We start from the raw sequence: 19,723 nt of genomic DNA, 5'->3' as shown, positions 1-19,723 counted from the left end.
TTCAGAAAGCACTTGGTATTTTATATTTATTTCAGTATTGGATAGTTTTATGTCGATAAGATTAATGCAGTGAGCTAGGTGAGTTATTTTCAACCACAAGGGGGACCGATGAATTACCTATTACACTGCACGCCTGATGAAAATGAAGAGAAGCAGATACTTGATGGCTTATGGAAACATAATGACCATTTTGCACCTGTCGACATTCAACCATTAAGAGTCACGGTTAATGATGCATCAGGTAATATAAAGGGTGGGATAATAGCCAGAACATGGTGGGGCGGATTAGACATTCAATATCTGTGGGTTGCGGCTGAGTATCAAAAAAACGGCGTCGGGCGCGAGTTGATGCTAATGGCAGAGGGGGAAGCGATAAAGAGAGACTGCCATTTTTCTTATGTTGACACCTTCAGTTTTCAGGCCCGCGGGTTTTATATAAAATTGGGTTATTCAGAATATGGCAGTCTGGATGGTTTTTATCTAAAATTTTCAAGGCATTATCTTGTGAAGCCACTTCGCTAATAGAAAATATCACGCCTTCGAAATATATCTTTACGCACGGTATTATTACAGAGCACACTCACTTTTTAATAAATTTGATATCTATAATAGTGCTCAATGACATGCAATTTATGTTGATCCAGGGCGAGTTTTAGCCTTGGCGCTTATTCCTGGGGGTTACCGTTTGGTTACACTCTATTCAACCCCGTACACAGTGGTGGCTAAGAGATACTAGCCACCACTGTGTGAGCTTATGCCGCCAAGGTATGCTGGGCCATGTCTGTCAGAAGTCCAGTGATGAAATCGACACGCTGCGGTCTTTCGCTGAGGTCTTTAATGAATTTCAAACGGGTAGGGCCATCCAAACGATAGACGCGAGGATCGCGCTGTAACAGGCCAATCAGATGCGCAGGATCGACCCGATTATGGGCGCCGAACTCGATAAATCCGCCTTTTTCGTTACCCTCGATACGTTTGATACCCAGCGATTGTGCGCGCTGGCGCAGCGCGGCAATCTGCAACAGATGGCGCGTGGCATCCGGCAGGGTGCCAAAGCGATCGATAAGCTCCACTTTCAGTTCTTCCAGCGCGTTATCATCCTTGGCGCTGGCAATGCGCTTGTAGAACGACAAACGGGTATTGACGTCAGGGATAAAGGCCTCCGGCAGCAGGGACGGCAGGCGTAATTCCACCTCGGTCTGGCTGCTGATCAGATCTTCCAAAGAGGGCTCGCGCCCGGCTTTGAGCGCATCGACCGCGCTTTCCAACAGCTCCATATAGAGCGAAAAACCGACGGTGGTCATTTGCCCACTCTGATCTTCGCCAAGCAGTTCACCCGCACCGCGAATCTCTAAATCATGGGTTGCCAGTGCAAAGCCTGCGCCCAGATCTTCCAATGATGCGATGGCTTCCAGCCGTTTATGTGCATCGGTGCTCATCGCCTTCGGGTTCGGTGTCAGCAGATAGGCATAGGCCTGATGGTGCGAGCGGCCGACGCGGCCGCGCAGTTGGTGCAACTGAGCCAGACCGAAATGGTCGGCGCGCTCAATGATGATGGTATTGGCGCTGGGAATATCGATGCCGGTCTCAATGATGGTGGTGCACACCAGCACGTTAAAGCGTTGATGGTGGAAATCGCTCATCACGCGTTCCAGATCCCGTTCGCGCATTTGGCCGTGACCAATCGCGATGCGCGCTTCAGGCACCAACTCCGTCAGGCGCTGAGCGGCTTTCTCGATATTTTCGACGTCGTTGTAGAGGTAATACACCTGTCCACCGCGCAGAATTTCACGCAGCATCGCTTCGCGCACCAACAAACTATCATACTCGCGTACAAAGGTTTTTACTGCCAGGCGGCGCGCGGGCGGTGTGGCGATAATCGAAAGATCGCGCATTCCGCTCATCGCCATATTCAGGGTGCGCGGGATCGGCGTGGCGGTCAGCGTCAGGATATCCACGTCGGCACGCATCGCTTTGATACGCTCTTTGTGGCGCACGCCAAAGCGGTGCTCTTCATCCACAATCAGCAGCCCAAGGTCGCGCCAGTGCACGTCACTTTGCAGCAGTTTGTGGGTGCCGATCAGAATATCCACCTTGCCTTCCTGCGTTTGTTCCAGCACCTGCGTCTGTTCTTTGGCGCTACGGAAGCGGGAGAGCATTTCGATACGGATAGGCCAGTTGGCAAAGCGATCGCGGAAATTGTCGTAATGCTGTTGTGCCAGCAGGGTGGTCGGCACCAGCACCGCCACCTGTTTGTGGTTTTCCACGGCGAGAAACGCGGCGCGCATCGCGACTTCAGTTTTGCCGAAGCCGACATCACCGCACACCAGGCGGTCCATTGCCAGCGGTTGGCACATGTCGCTCAGCACGGCATTGATGGCTTGCGCCTGATCCGGCGTGGTTTCGAACGGGAAGCCTTCGCAGAAGAGTTGGTATTGCTCACGATCGTGCTTAAAGGCAAAGCCGCTTTTCGCTGCGCGCTGCGCGTAGATATCCAGCAGTTCGGCTGCCACATCACGCACTTTCTCCGCCGCTTTCTGTCGCGCGCGTGACCAGGCATCGCCGCCCAGTTTGTGCAACGGCGCGTTGTCATCCGCGCCACCGGAATAACGGCTGATGAGGTGCAGTGACGAAACCGGGACGTAGAGTTTATCTTCCCCGGCGTAGGTCAGGATCATGTACTCGGCCATGATGCCGCCCGCTTCCAGCGTCGTGAGGCCGACATAACGCCCGACGCCGTGCTCCAGATGCACCACCGGTTGGCCCGGATGCAGTTCGGCCAGATTGCGGATCAGCGTATCGGTATTAATGGTACGTCGGCTGTCCTGGCGTCTACGCGCGACGCGTTCGCCGAGCAGATCGCTTTCACAAATCAACGCGCGCTGGCGCATGGTGTCGATAAAACCGTGCTCGCTGGCACCGATAATCAGGTAAGCGCCGGGCTTGTCCGCCTGATCCAACCGGGTAATCGGCGTTGGTGCCAGTTTGATGCGTGCCAGTAATTCCTGAAGGGTTTCGCGGCGCCCTTCGCTTTCAACGGAAAAGATGACCTGTCCGGAAAAGCCTTCCAAAAAACGCCGCAGCGCATCCAGCGGTGATTTGTGCTGGTGCTGGATGGCAATGTCTGGCAGCGTTTGGTAACCCAGGTTGCGGTGCGCCGCTTTTTCCGTCAGCGTCTCTTTGCTGAGCTGTACGCGCGGCCAGGCTTTCAGTTCGCTGAACAACGCATCGACACGCAGCCACAAGGATTCCGGCGCTAACAGCGGGCGCATTGGGTCTACGCGGCGGCTTTCAAAGCGCTGTTGAATGTCGGCCCAAAAACGGGTGGCGCTCGCTTCAAGATCGCCGGTGTTGACCAGCAGCGTATTGCTGGGGAGATAGCTAAACAGCGTGCTGAGTGGCTGTTCAAAAAACAGCGGCTGCCAATATTCGATACCGGCGGGCCAGGTGCCTTTGCTGACCTGCTGATAAATATGCTCGGCATCGCGACGCACTTCAAAGGTTTCGCGCCACTGGCTGCGAAAGCGTTCAATGGCATTTTTGTCGGTAGGAAATTCGTGCGCAGGCAGCAGGCTAATCTGTGCCACTTCGTGCAGCGTGCGCTGGCTATCAACATCAAATACGCGCAGGCTGTCTACGTCATCGTCGAAAAAATCGATGCGGTAGGGCTCCTCACTGCCCATGGGAAACAGGTCCAGTAGCGCACCGCGCGTGGCGAACTCCCCGTGCTCCATCACCTGATCGACACTGCGATAGCCCGCTTGCTCCAACTGCGCGCGCAGTTTATCGCGCGACAGGCGTTGCCCTTTTTTCACCATCAATGCATGACCGTGCAGGAAAGTGTGCGGGCAAACCAACTGCATCAGCGTATTGACCGGTAACACCAGCACGCCGCGCGTCATCTCTGGGAGGTGATACAGCGTGGAGAGGCGCGCGGAGATGATCTCCTGATGCGGCGAGAAGCTGTCGTAAGGCAGCGTCTCCCAGTCAGACAGCGTGGTGACCGGATGCGCAGTAAACTGCTGAAGTTCATCGCGTAGCCGCAGCGCGTTTTGCATATCGGGTGCGATAAGCACCACCGGTCCGGCGTGGCGTTCAATGATGTCGGCACACTCGACGGCGCAGGCTGCGCCGGTTAGCTGACCCAACAGACGTTGTTCACCCGATTTAACGGGCAGAGCATAGCGATTTTTTTCAGGCATATTCCGAATATCTGGTGTTGCCCCGTTCCAGCATAAGAAAAAGCAGTGTAGAAAGCGGGGTAGGGTTCCATAAAGTGATATGACCCTTTATTATCCTTGATCACTTTGCTTTAGCAACCTTATCCAGACGGATTTCATGTATCAACCTGTCGCTTTATTTATTGGCCTGCGTTATATGCGTGGGCGAGCATCGGATCGCTTCGGGCGATTTGTCTCCTGGTTATCGGCCATTGGCATCACGTTAGGCGTAATGGCACTGGTGACCGTATTGTCGGTGATGAACGGATTTGAACGGGAGCTTGAGGAAAGCATCCTGGGGCTGATGCCGCAAGCAGTGGTGACCACGGCAAATGGTTCACTCGATCCGCAGGCGTTGCCCGCATCGTCGCTGAGTAGCTTACAGGGCGTGACGCGCATTGCCCCTATCACCACGGGCGAAGTGGTGTTGCAGAGCGCGCGCAGCGTGGCGGTGGGCGTGATGCTCGGCATTAATCCCGACGAGCCTGAGCCCTTGTCACGTTATTTGAAAAATACCGCGCTCACCCAACTCCAGCCGGGTGAATATCAGGTGATCCTTGGCGAGCAGTTGGCCTCGCAGCTTGGGGTTAAACGCGGTGAACAACTGCGTATTATGGTTACCGGTGCCAGCCAGCTCACGCCGATGGGACGCATTCCCAGCCAGCGCTTGTTTACCGTGGCGGGCACCTTTGCTGCGGGCAGCGAAGTGGATGGTTACCAGATGCTGGTCAATCAGCAGGATGCGTCGCGTCTGATGCGTTACCCGACCGGGCACATTACCGGCTGGCGTTTGTGGCTGGAAAACCCGTTGGATATTGTGGCGTTCAGTGCGCAGCCGGTGCCACAAGGGCTGGTGATGAAGGATTGGCGCGAGCGTAAGGGCGAGCTGTTTCAGGCCGTTCGCATGGAAAAAAACATGATGGGGCTGTTATTAAGCCTGATCGTCGCCGTCGCGGCGTTCAATATCATTACGTCGTTGGGGTTGTTGGTGATGGAAAAGCAGGGTGAGGTCGCCATTTTGCAAACGCAGGGGCTGACTCAACGCCAGATCATGGCAGTGTTTATGGTGCAGGGCGGAAGCGCCGGGGTGGTGGGTGCCTTGTTGGGGGCAGTGCTCGGTACGCTACTGGCCAGCCAGCTCAATACCCTGATCCCGGCATTGGGATTATTGTTGGATGGTGCCGCGCTGCCGGTTCATATTGATGCTGTGCAGGTGGTGACCATCGCGTTGGTGGCGATGATCGTCGCACTGCTCTCTACCCTTTATCCTTCCTGGCGCGCCGCCGCCGTTCATCCCGCCGAGGCTTTACGCTATGAATGATTCCCTGTTGCTGCAATGTAATGACCTGTGCAAAACCTATCAGGAAGGAAAACTGTCCACCGAGGTGCTGCGTCATGTGACATTCAGCATGCAAGCCGGTGAAATGATGGCGATTGTCGGCAGCTCCGGGTCGGGGAAAAGTACCCTGTTGCACCTGCTGGGCGGGCTGGATGCGCCCACCACGGGCGATGTTATCTTCAAAGGAGAAGCGCTCAGCGGGCTCTCTGCCGCCGCCAAATCGGCGCTACGCAACCGCGAACTGGGCTTTATCTACCAGTTTCACCATTTACTGCCGGATTTCACCGCGTTGGAAAACGTGGCGATGCCACTGCTGATTGGCAACACGCCGCCCGCGCAGGCGCAGGATCAAGCGCGCGCCATGCTGGCCGCCGTGGGACTGGATGCACGGCGCGAGCACCGCTCCAGCGAATTGTCCGGCGGGGAGCGTCAGCGCGTGGCCATCGCCCGTGCGCTGGTGAATAGCCCGTCGCTGGTGTTGGCGGACGAGCCCACGGGTAACCTCGATCAGCGCACGGCGGATACCATTTTTGAACTGCTGGGCGAATTAAACGTGCGTCAGGGCACGGCGTTTCTGGTGGTGACTCACGATTTGTCGCTGGCTGCGCGTTTGCGTCGCCAGTTGGAAATGCGTGACGGGCAACTTCAGCAAGAGTTAACCCTGATGGGAGCTGCGCAATGAGTTTTCCCCCGCTTTCCCTGCTGATTGGGCTGCGTTTTAGCCGGGGCCGTCGGCGCGGTGGCATGGTTTCCCTGATCTCGGTGATTTCTACCATCGGTATTGCGCTCGGGGTGGCGGTGCTGATCGTTGGCCTCAGCGCCATGAACGGTTTCGAACGTGAATTGAAAAATCGTATTCTGGCGGTGGTGCCCCATGGTGAAATGGAACCGGTCAATCCGCCGTTCACCGGTTGGCAGGGGATGTTGCCCAACATTGAGCAGGTGCCTGGTATCGTTGCCGCTGCGCCTTATGTGCATTTCACCGGGCTGCTGGAAAGCGGTGCCAGACTGCGCGCGATACAGATGAAAGGCGTCGATCCACAACAGGAACAACGCCTCAGCACCTTGCCAACGTTTGTGGCAGGAAACGCGTGGGCCAATTTTAAGGCCGGCGAGCAGCAGGTTATTCTCGGGAAGGGCGTCGCGCAGGCACTTGAGGTAAAAACCGGGGATTGGGTGACAGTGATGATCCCCAACAGCGATCCGCAAATGAAACTGTTGCAGCCAAAACGCATTCGCCTGCACGTGAGCGGTATTCTGCAACTCAGCGGGCAACTCGATCACAGTCTGGCGTTGATCCCGCTGGCTGACGCCCAGCAGTATCTGGACATGGGGGATGATGTCAGTGGCATTGCCATCAAGGTTGATGACGTATTTGCCGCCAGCAAACTGGTGCGTGATGCCGGGAAAGTGACTGACACCTATATCTTTATCCATGACTGGATTGGCACCTACGGCTACATGTACCGCGACATCCAGATGATTCGGACTATCATGTATTTAGCGATGGTACTGGTGATTGGCGTGGCCTGTTTTAACATTGTTTCCACGCTGGTGATGGCGGTGAAAGACAAAAGCAGTGATATCGCCGTATTGCGCACCCTGGGGGCGAGCGACAGACTGATCCGCGCCATTTTTATTTGGTACGGTTTGCTGGCGGGCCTGCTCGGCTGCGTGATCGGTGCTGTGATTGGCGTGGTGGCAACGTTGCAACTGAGTGCGATTATTCGCGGGATCGAATCGCTGACCGGACACCATTTTCTGTCGGGTGATATCTATTTTATCGATTTCCTGCCGTCAGAATTGCACATGACGGATGTGGTGCTGGTGCTGCTCACTGCCGTGGCGTTGAGCTTGCTCGCCAGTTGGTATCCGGCGCGGCGTGCCAGCCGTATTGAGCCCGCTCGCGTGTTAAGCGGGCAGTAATCGCGCAACCTATTCAGCCACAGAGGAGTGAGCCATGTATTATGGTTTTGACCTGGGCGGCAGTAAGATTGAAGTCGGCGTCTTTGATGCGGACATGAAGTCCGTGTGGCAAAAACGCGTGCCTACGCCGCGTAATGACTACGATGCGTTGCTGGCGGCCTTTGTTGCGCTCACGCAGGAAGCCGATGCGCTGAGCGGAAAAACGGGGACGGTCGGCGTTGGTATTCCCGGTATGCGCGACGGGGATGATGGCGCGCTGTTTACCGCTAACCTGCCTGCAACCATGGGAAAACCGTTACAGGCCGATTTACAACGCTTGTTACAGCGCGACGTGCGCATGACCAACGATGCCAACTGTTTCGCGCTTTCGGAAGCCTGGGAGGGGGAGTTTCGTCAGTACCCTGTGGTGTTGGGGCTGATCCTTGGCACTGGCGTCGGTGGCGGTCTGGTGATTAACGGCGAAGTGATTGATGGGCGCAACGGCATAACCGGCGAGTTCGGCCATTTCCGGTTACCGGTGGACGCGCTGGATATCATGGGTGAGGATATTCCCCGGGTTAAATGCGGCTGTGGTCAGTCGGGCTGTATTGAAAACTATATTTCTGGCCGGGGTTTTGAGTGGCTTTATGCGCACACCTACGGCGAGAGTCTCAATGCGGTCACCATTATTCGCCATTATCGGGCGGGTGAGACAAACGCGTTGGCGCACGTCGATCGCTATATGAGCGTGCTGGCGGCCTGCGTGGGGAATCTGTTGACGATGTTTGACCCACACCTGCTGGTATTGGGCGGCGGTTTGTCTAATTTTGACGAGATCTATCAGTTTCTCCCGGCACGGTTGCCTGAGTATTTGCTGCCGGTGGCGCGCTTACCGCGCATTGAGAAGGCGCGCTACGGCGATGCTGGCGGCGTTCGGGGCGCGGCCCTGCTGCACTTTTCTTCGCATTAGTTTTTTAGCGATACACGGTTATTGGCAATCAAGCAGGCATTCCACCCAGCTTTCACAGGAGCAGACATGCATACGCGTCAACGGATGATCCGGTTTCATCAAGGAAAGCGACTGCGTCAGCAGCGTCTGCGTTCACGTATTTTCCATAAGGATTATCTGGCGGTGAATGAATCAAAAAGCCCGCGCGTGGTGGTTCTGACCGGCGCCGGGATTTCAGCGGAATCCGGCATTCGCACCTTTCGTGCGGCGGATGGTCTGTGGGAAGAGCACCGGGTGGAGGATGTCGCCACGCCGGAAGGGTTTCAACGCGATCCGCAACTGGTGCAAGCGTTTTACAACGCGCGCCGTAAGCAGTTGCAGCAGCCAGAGGTGGTACCCAATGCGGCGCACCTGGCGTTAGCCAATCTTGAGGCGGCGCTCGGGGATAACTTCCTGTTGGTGACGCAAAATATCGATAATTTGCATGAGCGTGCGGGCAGCCAGCGGGTTGTCCATATGCACGGCGAATTGCTCAAGGTGCGCTGTTGCCAGAGCGGGCAGGTTATCGAGTGGACCGGTGATATTGCTGCCGATGAACGCTGCCACTGTTGCCAGTTTCCCGCGCCGCTGCGTCCGCACGTGGTGTGGTTCGGGGAAATGCCCCTTGGCATGGAGCGCATCTATCAGGCGCTGGCGCAAGCCGATTATTTCATCGCCATCGGGACTTCCGGCCATGTCTATCCGGCCGCAGGGTTCGTTCATGAAGCGCACACCCATGGCGCTTACACCATCGAACTGAATCTCGAGCCGAGTCAGGTAGAGAGCCAGTTTGATGAAAAAATCTACGGCGCGGCGACGGCGGTGGTGCCTGAGTTTGTCGGTGCCTGGCTGACGGGGCGGCGTAAAGTGGCGTTTTAATCGCTACCAGGCATCCTGAATGCCTGAACGAGATGAACGGCGTGCAGTGACGCTACACGACATGGCGGTCGAGTTAAGCAGAGTTGAGTTTGCGGGGTGTGACCGCAGGGTACAGGATAGCGTTATGCAGTCATTGAACAAGGGATACTCGCTGTTGCGTTTGCGCCAGCGCTATCACGACCGTCAACGCATCGTGGTGTTGGCGCTACTGGCGGCGGTGACCGTGATCATCGGGTTATGTGCTGGCGATCGTTGGGTAATGCCCTGGGCGTGGTGGGATGACGCCGAGCGCGTTTTCATCTGGCAGTTGCGCTTACCGAGAATGCTGGCTGTTATGCTGGTAGGGGCGAGCCTGGCGATGTCAGGGGCCGTGATGCAGGCCATTTTCGATAATCCGCTGGCAGAACCGGGCTTGCTGGGCGTTGCTAATGGCGCGGGCGTGGCGCTGGTGCTTGGCGTAATGCTGGGGCAGGGGTTGCAGCCCGTTTGGGTACTGAGCGTCGGCGCTATCGTGGGTGCGCTCGCCACCACATTCTTGCTATTACACTTTGCCCGACGTCATATCTCCAACGCGCGTTTGCTGCTGATTGGCGTGGCGCTGGGGATTGTATGCAGCGCGGTGATGACCTGGGCGGTCTATTTCAGCACCAGTCTGGATCTACGCCAACTGATGTATTGGATGCTGGGCGGATTCAGCGGCGTTGACTGGCGCTACGGGTGGTTGATGGTGGCGTTGCTGCCTTGTCTGGCGTGGTTAAGCCGCCAGGGACAGACGCTCAACCGTCTTTCGCTGGGTGAGATTCAAGCACGGCAGTTGGGGATCTCCGTTTACCGCTGGCGTAACCTTTTGGTGCTGGTCGTGGGCATTCTGGTGGGGATTAGCGTAGCGCTGGCCGGCGTTATCGGGTTTGTCGGGCTGATTGTACCCCATGCGCTGCGCCTGATCGGGTTGACCGATCAACGTTACTTACTGACGGGCTGCGGGCTGGCGGGTGCCATGACGCTGTCACTCTCTGACACCATGGCGCGCGTGGTGATCCCCTCGGCCGAGTTGCCTATCGGTGTGATCACCGCGACGCTCGGCGCACCGTTATTTATCTGGCTGCTGCTGCGCCAGGGTAATCCGGTAAATGTAACCTAATGACGTACAACAGGAAGGTGACTATGAGTAACGACATCTATGCAATCCCGCTGACCACCATCAACGGCGAAGCGACCACCTTTGGCGCTTATCAGGGACAGGTCGCACTGATTGTTAATGTGGCTTCCAAGTGCGGTTTAACTAAACAGTACGATGCGTTGGAAAAACTGTATGAAAGCTATCGCGAGCGCGGCCTTGTGGTACTGGGTTTTCCTTCCAATGAGTTCGCCGGACAAGAACCCGGCAGCGACGACGAGATCCAGGAATTTTGCCGTGCCACCTTTGGCGTACAGTTCCCGATGTTCAGCAAGATTGAGGTGAATGGCGAGCAACGCCATCCTCTGTACCGTCACCTGATTGCCGCACAGCCTAAAGCCAAGGGAAATCTGCTCAGCGGCTTCTACGAACGGTTACTCAATAAAGGCCGTGCGCCCAAGCATCCTGAAGATATTCTGTGGAATTTTGAAAAATTCCTGATCGGGCGCAATGGTCAGGTGATCCAGCGTTTCTCTCCCGATATCGCCCCGGATGACAAAATGATTGTTAACGCCATTGATGCTGCGGTGGCCGAGTAATTGTTGACGCAAGAGTTGAAGCATCACGTTCCCTGCGCGCTGCGTCTGACCCACGTTGCCTGCGGGCGGCGTTTACAGCCCGTCAGCGTCAGCGCCTATGCCGGTCGCTTGATTCACGTGGTTGGGCCCAATGGTTCTGGGAAAAGCACCTTGCTGGCACGGGTTTCCGGACTGCTGGAGGGAGAAGGGCGCGTGGAGCTGGACGGCATGCCGATTGCCGATTTGTCTGCGCGAGACCTGGCGCTGCGTCGCGCTTATCTGTCTCAGCAGCAAAGCCCGGGGGCGCTGATGCCCGTGTTCCAATATCTGGCGTTACACCAGCCGAGGCAGGTCAGCGTGATGGCGGTCGATGAAGTGGTCGCTCAGATCGCCACGCGCCTGATGTTAACCGATAAATTGACGCGGCCGTTGACGGAACTCTCCGGCGGCGAGTGGCAGCGTGTACGCCTTGCCGCCGTATTCTTGCAGGTGTGGCCTTCGCTTAATCCGCATGCCCGCCTGTTGGTGCTGGATGAGCCCGCCACCGGTCTGGACGTGGCGCAACGTGTCGCGCTTGATGCCATGCTGAAAGTGTTGTGTCAGGCTGGGTTGATTGTGCTGGCCAGCGCCCACGACTTGAATCACAGCCTACAGCAGGCTGATGATATTTGGTTGATTTCAAAAGGTAAGTTGATTGATGCTGGCGATGCGGCACAGGTCATGCAGCCTGAACGACTGGCACCGGTTTTTGGCATTGATTTCCAACGTCATCGCGTGGGCGAGAGCGACTGGCTGGTGCCGGTGTCCGAGTAACCGGTCATTTACCGCATCAGACTTGCCAAGACAGTGAAATCAACGCTAAATTAGGCAGCAATATCATTCTGATAGCGTGACATTCCCCGCAGGACGCGGTGAACACGAACCGATACTCGCAGGATACCGCAGATGCGCTTGATTCAGGGGTTGCTGATCGCAAGTTTGTTTTTGGTTGGGTGCAGCAGCCATCGCGCGCCGCCGCCCAATCCGCGTCTGGGCGACTCCATCATGGTAATAAGCCAACTTAATGAACAGCTCACGCAGTGGCGTGGCACGCCGTATCGCTATGGCGGGCTGGATCACCGCGGCATCGATTGCTCTGGCTTTGTCTATTTAACCTTTCGCGATCGTTTCGGTATGCAACTGCCGCGCACCACCGAAGCGCAAACGGAATTGGGCTCCCGCATTGACCGGGACGATCTGTTGCCGGGCGATTTGGTGTTTTTCAAAACTGGCAGCGGCAGCAGCGGATTGCATGTGGGTATTTATGATAAAGACGATCAGTTTATTCACGCCTCAACCAGCCAGGGCGTAATGCGATCGTCATTGGATAACGTCTACTGGAAGCGGGCCTACTGGCAGGCGCGCCGAATCTGATTCCACTCTGAAATAGCGGCTGCCGCTGCCGGCAGGCCGTTTGCGCATGGAGCCTCAATGTCATCACTCCGTTTATTGCTGTCTGACTCTTACGATCCCTGGTTTAATCTGGCCGTCGAAGAGTGCATCTTTCGCCAAATGTCACCCACGCAGCACGTGCTGTTCCTCTGGCGCAATGCGGAAACCGTGGTGATTGGTCGGGCGCAAAACCCGTGGAAAGAGTGCAATACCCGCAAGATGGAGGCAGACGGCATCAAACTTGCACGCCGCAGCAGCGGTGGTGGTGCCGTTTTTCACGATTTGGGCAACACCTGCTTTACTTTTATGGCCGGAAAGCCGGGCTACGATAAAAGCGTTTCTACCGCCATCATTCTCGATGCGCTGGCCGCGCTGGGCGTTACGGCTTCGGCTTCAGGGCGGAACGATCTGGTGGTGGCGACCGCAGAGGGCGAACGTAAGGTTTCGGGGTCTGCCTACCGCGAAACCAAGGATCGCGGCTTTCATCACGGTACGCTGTTGCTCAATGCCGATCTTTCGCGTTTGGCAAATTACCTCAACCCGGATGTGAAGAAATTGCAGGCCAAAGGCATCACCTCAGTACGCTCCCGCGTTGCCAACCTGGTGGAACTGTTGCCGACGGTCGATCACGCGCAAGTGTGTGAGGCGGTGCGTGACGCATTTTTTGCCTATTACGCGGACAGTTGCACCGCGGAGCACATTTCACCCGAGCAAATGCCCGATCTCCCCGGCTTTCGCGAACAATTTGCCAAGCAAAGCAGTTGGGAATGGAATTTTGGTCAGGCACCGGATTTTACCCATATGCTGGATACGCGCTTTCCCTGGGGTGGCATTGAACTGCATATGGATGTCGATCGCGGTGTCATTACGCGCAGCCAGCTGTTTACGGACAGTCTTAACCCCGCGCCGTTAGAGGCGCTGGCGCAGGCCTTGCAGGGTCGCCCATACCGTGTGCCCGATATCATCGCGGCGGGTGAAGCGCTGTTTGAACAATTTCCTGAACAGCAGCCCGAACTGCAACAGGTGCACCAATGGCTGGCGGAGAATATCCGCTAAAGCAGGATAATCGTTAACAGCGTGACATCACTGTAAGGGGAGCATCAGGATAACGAAAAAGGGATTGTTGAGCGCTCATCGTTGGCGCTAGAGTGATATTGCACGCTTATCTCCGCAGATCTCGATCATGAAAATCACGTTAGACATTGACTACGAAAGTGAATACCTGTTCTGGCCTATCTATAGTCGGGATGAACGGCTATTGGCCTTGGAAATGACAGGTTGTTTCAATAGTGCGGATGGCAAACTCACCGTGCCGGGCGATATCCTGATGAGTATGTTGACCACGGCGCAAAAACTGACGTTGCTGGATGAACAAATCGATATCATTCAACGCAAAGCGGAGTGGCTCAAACTGCACCGGTTTTTGCTGGTGTGGCGCATTGAGAAACATTGCGCCGAACTGCTGATGGCATCGATTCCACGCCGCAACGCCATTCGTGCGTTACCCTTTGTTCATCTGGAAATTAACGAGGCGTTTCCTCACCTCGGCGAAGGTAAAGGAAACCGGGGTATCACCGAACTCAGTAATATGTTTCCCCTGTGGCTGGATAACTTCGGCTCTGGCAAGGTAAATCTCAAAGCGTTCCATGATGGCTTGCTGAGCTATGTGAAAATCGATCCTAAACTGGTGTGGGACATTCTTTCGCGTCCGGCCCCCGACCTGATCATGGACCCGTTGCTTAACGTGATGAAAAGCCACCAGCGGGGCCTCGGGGTGATTGCTAAAGGGATTGATACGCTCGATCATCTGAAAAAAGTGCATCACCTCAACGTGGATGCGATACAAGGCAAGCTATGGCCCGCCATCCCGCTGCATGCGTTGGAGCGGGAGCTGACTCCGGCCGCCTAAACCAGTACCCCTGCATTTACTCCGTGTTTATTTCCCCGCTGACGTTCTACACTCAAGGTTGACAGACGCAGTAGAGTGATAGAACGACGATGACACAGGGACTACGATTTACCCACCACTACCATGACGCCTTGCCCGGATGCTACACGGCGCTTTCACCCACACCGTTACAGGGTGCTCGCCTGCTGTATCACAGCGCGCAGCTGGCGGAGCAGTTGGCGGTGCCTGCCAGTTGGTTTCAGCCTGAACACATTGATATCTGGCAAGGCAAGACGCTGCTGCCCGGTATGCTGCCGCTGGCGCAGGTTTATAGCGGTCATCAGTTTGGCACATGGGCCGGACAACTGGGCGATGGGCGGGGCATTTTGCTGGGTGAGCAACGGCTGGCAAACGGCACTGGCATGGAGTGGCACCTGAAAGGAGCGGGGTTGACACCCTATTCGCGCATGGGCGACGGTCGCGCGGTGCTGCGATCGGTGATTCGCGAATTTCTCGCGTCAGAAGCACTGCATCATCTGGGCATTCCTACTACGCGCGCCTTGGCGATCGTTACCAGCGATGAACCCGTTCAGCGCGAACGGCAGGAGCGGGGCGCGATGCTGATGCGTGTTGCCGAAAGCCATCTGCGTTTCGGCCATTTTGAGCATTTTTATTATGCGCGTCAGCCGGAGCAGGTGAAAAAACTGGCTGATTTCGCCATCACACACCACTGGCCGCAGTGGCAGCACGACGAACAGCGCTACTCGCTGTGGTTTACCGATGTTGTCGAACGCACGGCGCGCATGGTCGCCCATTGGCAGGCTGTGGGGTTCGCCCACGGCGTGATGAACACCGACAATATGTCGATCCTGGGCCTGACGTTTGATTATGGTCCCTACGGTTTTATGGATGACTATCAACCTGACTTTGTCTGCAATCACTCCGATTACAACGGTCGTTATGCGTTTGATAACCAGCCTGCGGTGGCGCTGTGGAATTTGCATCGCTTAGCGCAGGCACTCTCGGGGTTGTTGTCAGTGGAATCACTGGAAACCGCACTGGGTTGCTATGAACCGGCCCTGATGGCGCATTTTGGCCAACTGATGCGCGCCAAGCTGGGTTTTTTCGATACCGATGCCAGCGATAACGATCTGCTGGTGGGGTTGCTGAATTTGATGGCGCGTGAGCGCAGCGACTATACCCGCACCTTCCGCCTGCTGAGTGACACCGAAGTGCAGAGCGCCGATTCGCCACTGCGCGACCTGTTTATCGACCGGGTGACGTTTGACGCCTGGTTTCGCGACTATCGTGCACGGCTGGCGCTGGAGACGCAGAGCGATGCCCAACGTCAGCGCAGCATGAAAGCAGCCAACCCGAAATATATCCTGCGTAACTATCTGGCGCAGCAGGCGATTGAAGCGGCAGAGCAGGATGATATAGGCCCGCTGTCGCAGTTGCATCAGGCCCTTTCGCGCCCGTATGACGAACAGCCTGAATACCAATCGCTGGCGGCAGCGCCGCCAGCGTGGGGGAAAGCGTTGGAAGTGTCTTGTTCCAGCTAGGTTAACGGCGCAGAAAAACCTGCGGCGTCGCGTCATCGGGGTGTGGGTGTACCAGCACGTCGGCCTGATACCATTGTGTGAGCGTTTCGCTTTGCAATACCGCCTGCGGTGTGCCTTGTGCCACCAGTTTTCCCTGATGCAGCAGAGCAATGCGATCGGCATACAGTGCAGCCAGATTCAGATCGTGCAGGATGCAGCACACCGCAAGGGGTTGCTGTTGCGTGAGCTGCTTGAGCAGACGCAGCAGGTGTTGCTGATGATAGAGATCGAGTGCCGAGGTCGGCTCATCCAGAAACAGCCAGCAGGGCGTTGGTGTCGGGTGCCATAACTGCGCCAGCACGCGCGCCAACTGCACCCGCTGCTGCTCCCCGCCGGAAAGGTGGCGATAATCCTGCCGGGCCAACGCGGTGCATTCGGTTAACGCCATAACATGGTCGACCACGCTGTCACCCGCGCGATCGTGGCGATAGGGCGCACGTCCCATGGCAACCACGTCGCGCACGCTAAACGGAAAATTCAGTGCCCCGTGTTGGCGCATTACGGCGCGGGTTTTAGCCAAGGCATCAGGCTGCCAGTCAGCGAGCGCTTTTCCGGCCAACTGGCATTCACCGCTGTCCGGGGCCAAATAGCCGGTGAGCAAGCGCAGCAGCGTGGATTTTCCCGCCCCGTTCGGACCGATAATCGCAACGATCTCACCGCCGTTAATGTCCAACGAAACGTCATCAATCAAGGTACGTCCGGCAACCTGATAGTGCAGATGCTGGGCTGTCAGACGGTTAGTCATGAGTTCGTCCCTTATGCGTGACAATCAGCCAGAGGAAGTAGGGGCCACCAATCAGACTGGTGAGCAAACCCACGGGCATTTCCGCCGGGGCCAGCAGGGTTCGTGCCAGCGTATCGGCGGCGATAAGCAATCCCGCGCCTGCCAGCGCTGAACCGGGCAGCAACCAGCGGTGATCGGCGCTCAGGTTCATGCGCACCAGATGCGGGATAACCAGCCCGATAAACGCAATCACGCCGCTGACCGCCACCGCCGTGCCAACCAGCAGCGCGCTGAGCAGCAGCAAAATCAGCTTGGTCTGTTTGACCTTCACGCCCAGATAGTGTGCGTCTTCGTCACCTAACTGGAGCAGATTGAGTTTGCGGGCATAGCACTGTACGCCCACCATGGCGGGAACGATCAGCGAAGCGGCCACCAGCAGCACTGGCCACTGCGCTTGCCCCAGACTGCCCATACCCCAGAGTGAAAACTGGCGCAGTTGCTGATCGTTACTGATGTAGGTCAGTACGCCGACGGCAGCGCCGCACAGCGCATTCAGAGCAATGCCGGTTAACAGCAGGCGGGTAACGCCGCCGCGCTCATCGCGTCCCAACATAAACAGAATGGCGGTCACCGCCAGACTGCCCGCGAAGGCGGCCAACATCGGGCTGTAGAGTGCTAATAACGGAGGCAGGCCCAAAGGCATCAACAGCGCAAACGCGACAAACAAGGCTGCGCCGCTGCTAATGCCCAGCAAACCGGGGTCAGCTAGCGGATTGCGAAACAGCCCCTGCATCACTGCCCCAGCCGCGGCGAGCGCGCTGCCCACCAGCAGTGCCAGCATCACGCGCGGTAGGCGAATGTTGAGCCAGATATGCCACAGCGGATCGCTGAGCGGAGCATGCCACAGCTGGCGTAACGAAAGCGTAAGTGCCCCCATATTGGCGGCACCCAGCATTAACAGCAGAGTGAAACACATCAGCCCCGCCAACATCAGGCGGGGACGTTCTCGTAGCCTCATTTCACCTGCTCGGCGGCGTGACGCAGTGTGGTTAACAGCGCCGGAGTTTCCAGCGTAAAGCCGAGCATCGCCATATCATCGACCACCACCACGCGGCGGTGTTTGCCTGCCGGGGTCAATGCCACACCGGGCAACTGCCAGATTTTCTCTTCGCCACCCAAACTCTGCAAACCCTGTGCCGAGATCAACAGCAGATCGGGCGCGCTGGCGATAACGCCTTCTTGCGACAACGGCTGGTAGCGCACCACGTCAGGCATGGCATTTTGTAACCCGGCTGCGCGAATCACCGTATCGGCAGGGGTGTTTTTCCCCGCCGCCATGGCCGTCATACCGCCGTGACTGAGAACGAACAGCGCTTTGACGGGCAGCGGTTGCTGTGCCACGGCGGATACCTGTTGCTGATAACGGTCGGTCAGCACCTTGCCTTCGCGCTCTTTGTGCAGCGCCTGTGCGATGGCGCTGATTTTCTGCGGAATGCTTTCCAGCGTCGGTTGCGCAGGCACCATGATCACCTTGACGCCGCTGTCTGCCACTTGCTTGAGCACCAGAGAGGGTTGCGACAACTCACTGGCAATCACCAACGTCGGTTTTAACGACAGAATGCCTTCTGCATTCAACTGGCGCATATAGCCGACATCCGGCAGTGCTTGCGTTGCGGCCGGGTGCGTACTGGTACTGTCGCGGGCGATAAGCTGCTGCTCAGCGCCGAGCGCGTAAATAATTTCGGTGACATCACCGCCAATGGAGACGATACGTTCATTGGCGCTGGCACCCAGCGGCAGCGTCAGGAGCAGTGCGTAAAGCCAGTTTTTCATGCGACCAGTTCCTTATTTGCGGTGAGCGCTTCGATTTGTGCGCGCCATTGTGCCTGTTCCGGCGTGCCTTCAGTGCGCTGGCCGAATAACTGTGCGATTTGCGTGCCGTCAGCTGCATAGAGTTCCAGGCTGGTGACGACGCCATCTGTGGTCGGTTTACGGGTGATCCAGCTTTCGGCAATGGCATCTTCAATCAAGTGCAGGGTGAAATCCGGGTTAAAAATGTTGATCCACTCGGCGTGCTGCGCCATTTTCTCCACCCGTGCGATGGGGCCGGTGAAGATCTGTACGCAGCCACGGCTGCCAACGAACACCATGATGTCGTTTTGATCCTGCTGCGCGGCGGCCAAAATCTGCGACAGGGCGCTGTTATCGACCTGGCAGGCCAGATCGTCTTTCACGGCGCGGAACGCCTGTTGACGCGTAAGGTTATAACGTTTGAGCAGAATGAAAAATTGATGTACGTCCGTCATGGCACGCCATTCGGCCTCAAATGCTGCCTGGTCGATGCTGGGAGCCTGAGTGGCCGCCGGGGTTTCCGGACGTAACTGCACCTCAGGGTTAACCTCCGTCACAAATTCGGCCAGATACGCGGCCCATGCCGTCATATCGGTCTGTTCGGTGGCATACACCTTCAGGATGGCATCACCCTGATGGTCAAAAAATTGAATGCTCTGACGTTCGCCGCGCGCGGTCTCTTCCCGCAGGCTGAAGGCCACATTCCACTGGTGCAAAAACAGGCGAAGATCCAGCGCGTAAGGGTTAAGGATCAGTCCCGCATGGCCGTCTAAGTGCTGATTTTGGTAAACGCCGACCTGTTCATGTACCGCATAGGTGTTGCGCGTAATGGATTTGGTCTGGCCGACCTTCTCCAACGCCAGCAGCCAGCGCTTGGCATCGCCTTGCAAGCGTTGCGCATCATGACCGACGCGGGCGTGCGTCAATACTGCTTCACTGATGCCGAGCGTCGTGGCGATATCACGGGCGTACTGGCGGGGATTGTTGTTTTTGGCTTGCAGGTATTGAGCATAAATCGCGTTCGGCATTGTCTGTTCCTGTGGTCGTTCTGCGATGGGTGTTATCGTATTAGAAATAATTTACTTAATAAATGAGAATCATTTTCATGTTGCCAAAAGGTGACATCAAGTGAAGATTTCTTAATACGTGGGAAACAGACGAGCCAGCGGGGATGACAGAGCGGCAGCGCACGGCCAGAAATG

At 56.6% G+C, this 19,723-nt stretch carries 18 protein-coding genes; 13 read left to right on the top strand and 5 right to left on the bottom strand.

Annotated elements, in window-relative coordinates; all coding sequences use genetic code 11:
- Positions 1-108 precede the first annotated feature (108 nt).
- Positions 109-522, top strand: a complete 414-nt coding sequence (locus J5067_RS06595) for an N-acetyltransferase (protein ID WP_264628757.1) — start codon at positions 109-111, stop codon at positions 520-522.
- A 230-nt stretch (positions 523-752) separates the two neighbouring features.
- On the opposite strand, the gene mfd is transcribed toward J5067_RS06595, so the two are convergent.
- A complete protein-coding gene (mfd, locus tag J5067_RS06590; protein WP_264650713.1) occupies positions 753-4,202 on the bottom strand; it encodes a transcription-repair coupling factor in 3,450 nt (1,149 codons plus the stop codon).
- Positions 4,203-4,338: 136 nt separating this feature from the next.
- Here mfd and lolC point away from each other — a divergent pair, with 136 nt between their 5' ends.
- The 12 genes from lolC to J5067_RS06530 all read left to right on the top strand — a co-directional run bounded on the left by lolC (position 4,339) and on the right by J5067_RS06530 (position 15,907).
- On the top strand, positions 4,339-5,541 hold the full coding sequence (gene lolC, locus J5067_RS06585; RefSeq protein WP_264650712.1) for a lipoprotein-releasing ABC transporter permease subunit LolC: 1,203 nt from the start codon (positions 4,339-4,341) through the stop codon (positions 5,539-5,541).
- Positions 5,534-6,241, top strand: a complete 708-nt coding sequence (gene lolD, locus J5067_RS06580; protein WP_264643051.1) for a lipoprotein-releasing ABC transporter ATP-binding protein LolD — start codon at positions 5,534-5,536, stop codon at positions 6,239-6,241. The genes lolC and lolD overlap by 8 nt, the downstream gene beginning before the upstream one ends.
- Positions 6,238-7,485 (top strand): lipoprotein-releasing ABC transporter permease subunit LolE, encoded by a 1,248-nt coding sequence (lolE, locus tag J5067_RS06575; protein WP_264643050.1) that lies wholly within the window; start codon positions 6,238-6,240, stop codon positions 7,483-7,485. Before lolD ends, lolE begins: the two co-directional genes overlap by 4 nt.
- Positions 7,486-7,519: 34 nt before the next feature.
- Positions 7,520-8,434 carry an N-acetylglucosamine kinase gene (nagK, locus tag J5067_RS06570; RefSeq protein ID WP_264650711.1) on the top strand — a complete coding sequence of 305 codons (915 nt, stop codon included), beginning with the start codon at positions 7,520-7,522 and terminating at the stop codon, positions 8,432-8,434.
- Between the two features lie 66 nt (positions 8,435-8,500).
- On the top strand, positions 8,501-9,331 hold the full coding sequence (cobB, locus tag J5067_RS06565; RefSeq protein WP_264643048.1) for a Sir2 family NAD+-dependent deacetylase: 831 nt from the start codon (positions 8,501-8,503) through the stop codon (positions 9,329-9,331).
- A gap of 124 nt (positions 9,332-9,455) precedes the next feature.
- Entirely contained in the window at positions 9,456-10,472 is a 1,017-nt protein-coding gene (gene btuC, locus J5067_RS06560; RefSeq protein ID WP_264650855.1) for a vitamin B12 ABC transporter permease BtuC, read from the top strand.
- Between the two features lie 23 nt (positions 10,473-10,495).
- The gene (locus tag J5067_RS06555) at positions 10,496-11,047 is read left to right on the top strand and encodes a glutathione peroxidase (RefSeq protein ID WP_264650710.1); all 552 of its coding nucleotides are present in this window, start codon (positions 10,496-10,498) and stop codon (positions 11,045-11,047) included.
- A 45-nt stretch (positions 11,048-11,092) separates the two neighbouring features.
- Complete coding sequence (gene btuD, locus J5067_RS06550; RefSeq protein ID WP_264650854.1) at positions 11,093-11,839, top strand: vitamin B12 ABC transporter ATP-binding protein BtuD; 747 nt, start codon at positions 11,093-11,095, stop codon at positions 11,837-11,839.
- Positions 11,840-11,971: 132 nt separating this feature from the next.
- Positions 11,972-12,439: an NlpC/P60 family protein gene (locus J5067_RS06545; protein ID WP_264624007.1), complete on the top strand. Its 468-nt coding sequence runs from the start codon at positions 11,972-11,974 to the stop codon at positions 12,437-12,439.
- 57 nt (positions 12,440-12,496) lie between these two features.
- Positions 12,497-13,513 carry a lipoate--protein ligase A gene (locus J5067_RS06540; RefSeq protein WP_264643045.1) on the top strand — a complete coding sequence of 339 codons (1,017 nt, stop codon included), beginning with the start codon at positions 12,497-12,499 and terminating at the stop codon, positions 13,511-13,513.
- A gap of 127 nt (positions 13,514-13,640) precedes the next feature.
- Entirely contained in the window at positions 13,641-14,366 is a 726-nt protein-coding gene (locus J5067_RS06535; protein WP_264643044.1) for an EAL domain-containing protein, read from the top strand.
- A gap of 89 nt (positions 14,367-14,455) precedes the next feature.
- On the top strand, positions 14,456-15,907 hold the full coding sequence (locus J5067_RS06530) for a YdiU family protein (protein ID WP_264650709.1): 1,452 nt from the start codon (positions 14,456-14,458) through the stop codon (positions 15,905-15,907).
- 1 nt (position 15,908) lies between these two features.
- Here J5067_RS06530 and J5067_RS06525 read toward each other — a convergent pair whose 3' ends face one another.
- From J5067_RS06525 to J5067_RS06510, 4 genes are read right to left on the bottom strand one after another with little or no spacing between them, the layout of a single operon-like run.
- Entirely contained in the window at positions 15,909-16,691 is a 783-nt protein-coding gene (locus tag J5067_RS06525) for a heme ABC transporter ATP-binding protein (protein WP_264650708.1), read from the bottom strand.
- Positions 16,684-17,688, bottom strand: coding sequence for an iron ABC transporter permease (locus tag J5067_RS06520; RefSeq protein ID WP_264650707.1), 1,005 nt, complete (start codon positions 17,686-17,688; stop codon positions 16,684-16,686). The genes J5067_RS06525 and J5067_RS06520 overlap by 8 nt, the downstream gene beginning before the upstream one ends.
- Positions 17,685-18,503 (bottom strand): hemin ABC transporter substrate-binding protein, encoded by an 819-nt coding sequence (locus J5067_RS06515; RefSeq protein ID WP_264650706.1) that lies wholly within the window; start codon positions 18,501-18,503, stop codon positions 17,685-17,687. The genes J5067_RS06520 and J5067_RS06515 overlap by 4 nt, the downstream gene beginning before the upstream one ends.
- Positions 18,500-19,549, bottom strand: a complete 1,050-nt coding sequence (locus J5067_RS06510) for a hemin-degrading factor (protein ID WP_264650705.1) — start codon at positions 19,547-19,549, stop codon at positions 18,500-18,502. The genes J5067_RS06515 and J5067_RS06510 overlap by 4 nt, the downstream gene beginning before the upstream one ends.
- Positions 19,550-19,723 lie beyond the last annotated feature (174 nt).

The organism is Candidatus Symbiopectobacterium sp. NZEC151 (assembly GCF_025962655.1).
Lineage (GTDB): Bacteria > Pseudomonadota > Gammaproteobacteria > Enterobacterales > Enterobacteriaceae > Symbiopectobacterium.
Note: the sequence above shows the minus strand (reverse complement) of the source record. Positions and strands in the feature narration are given on the sequence as shown.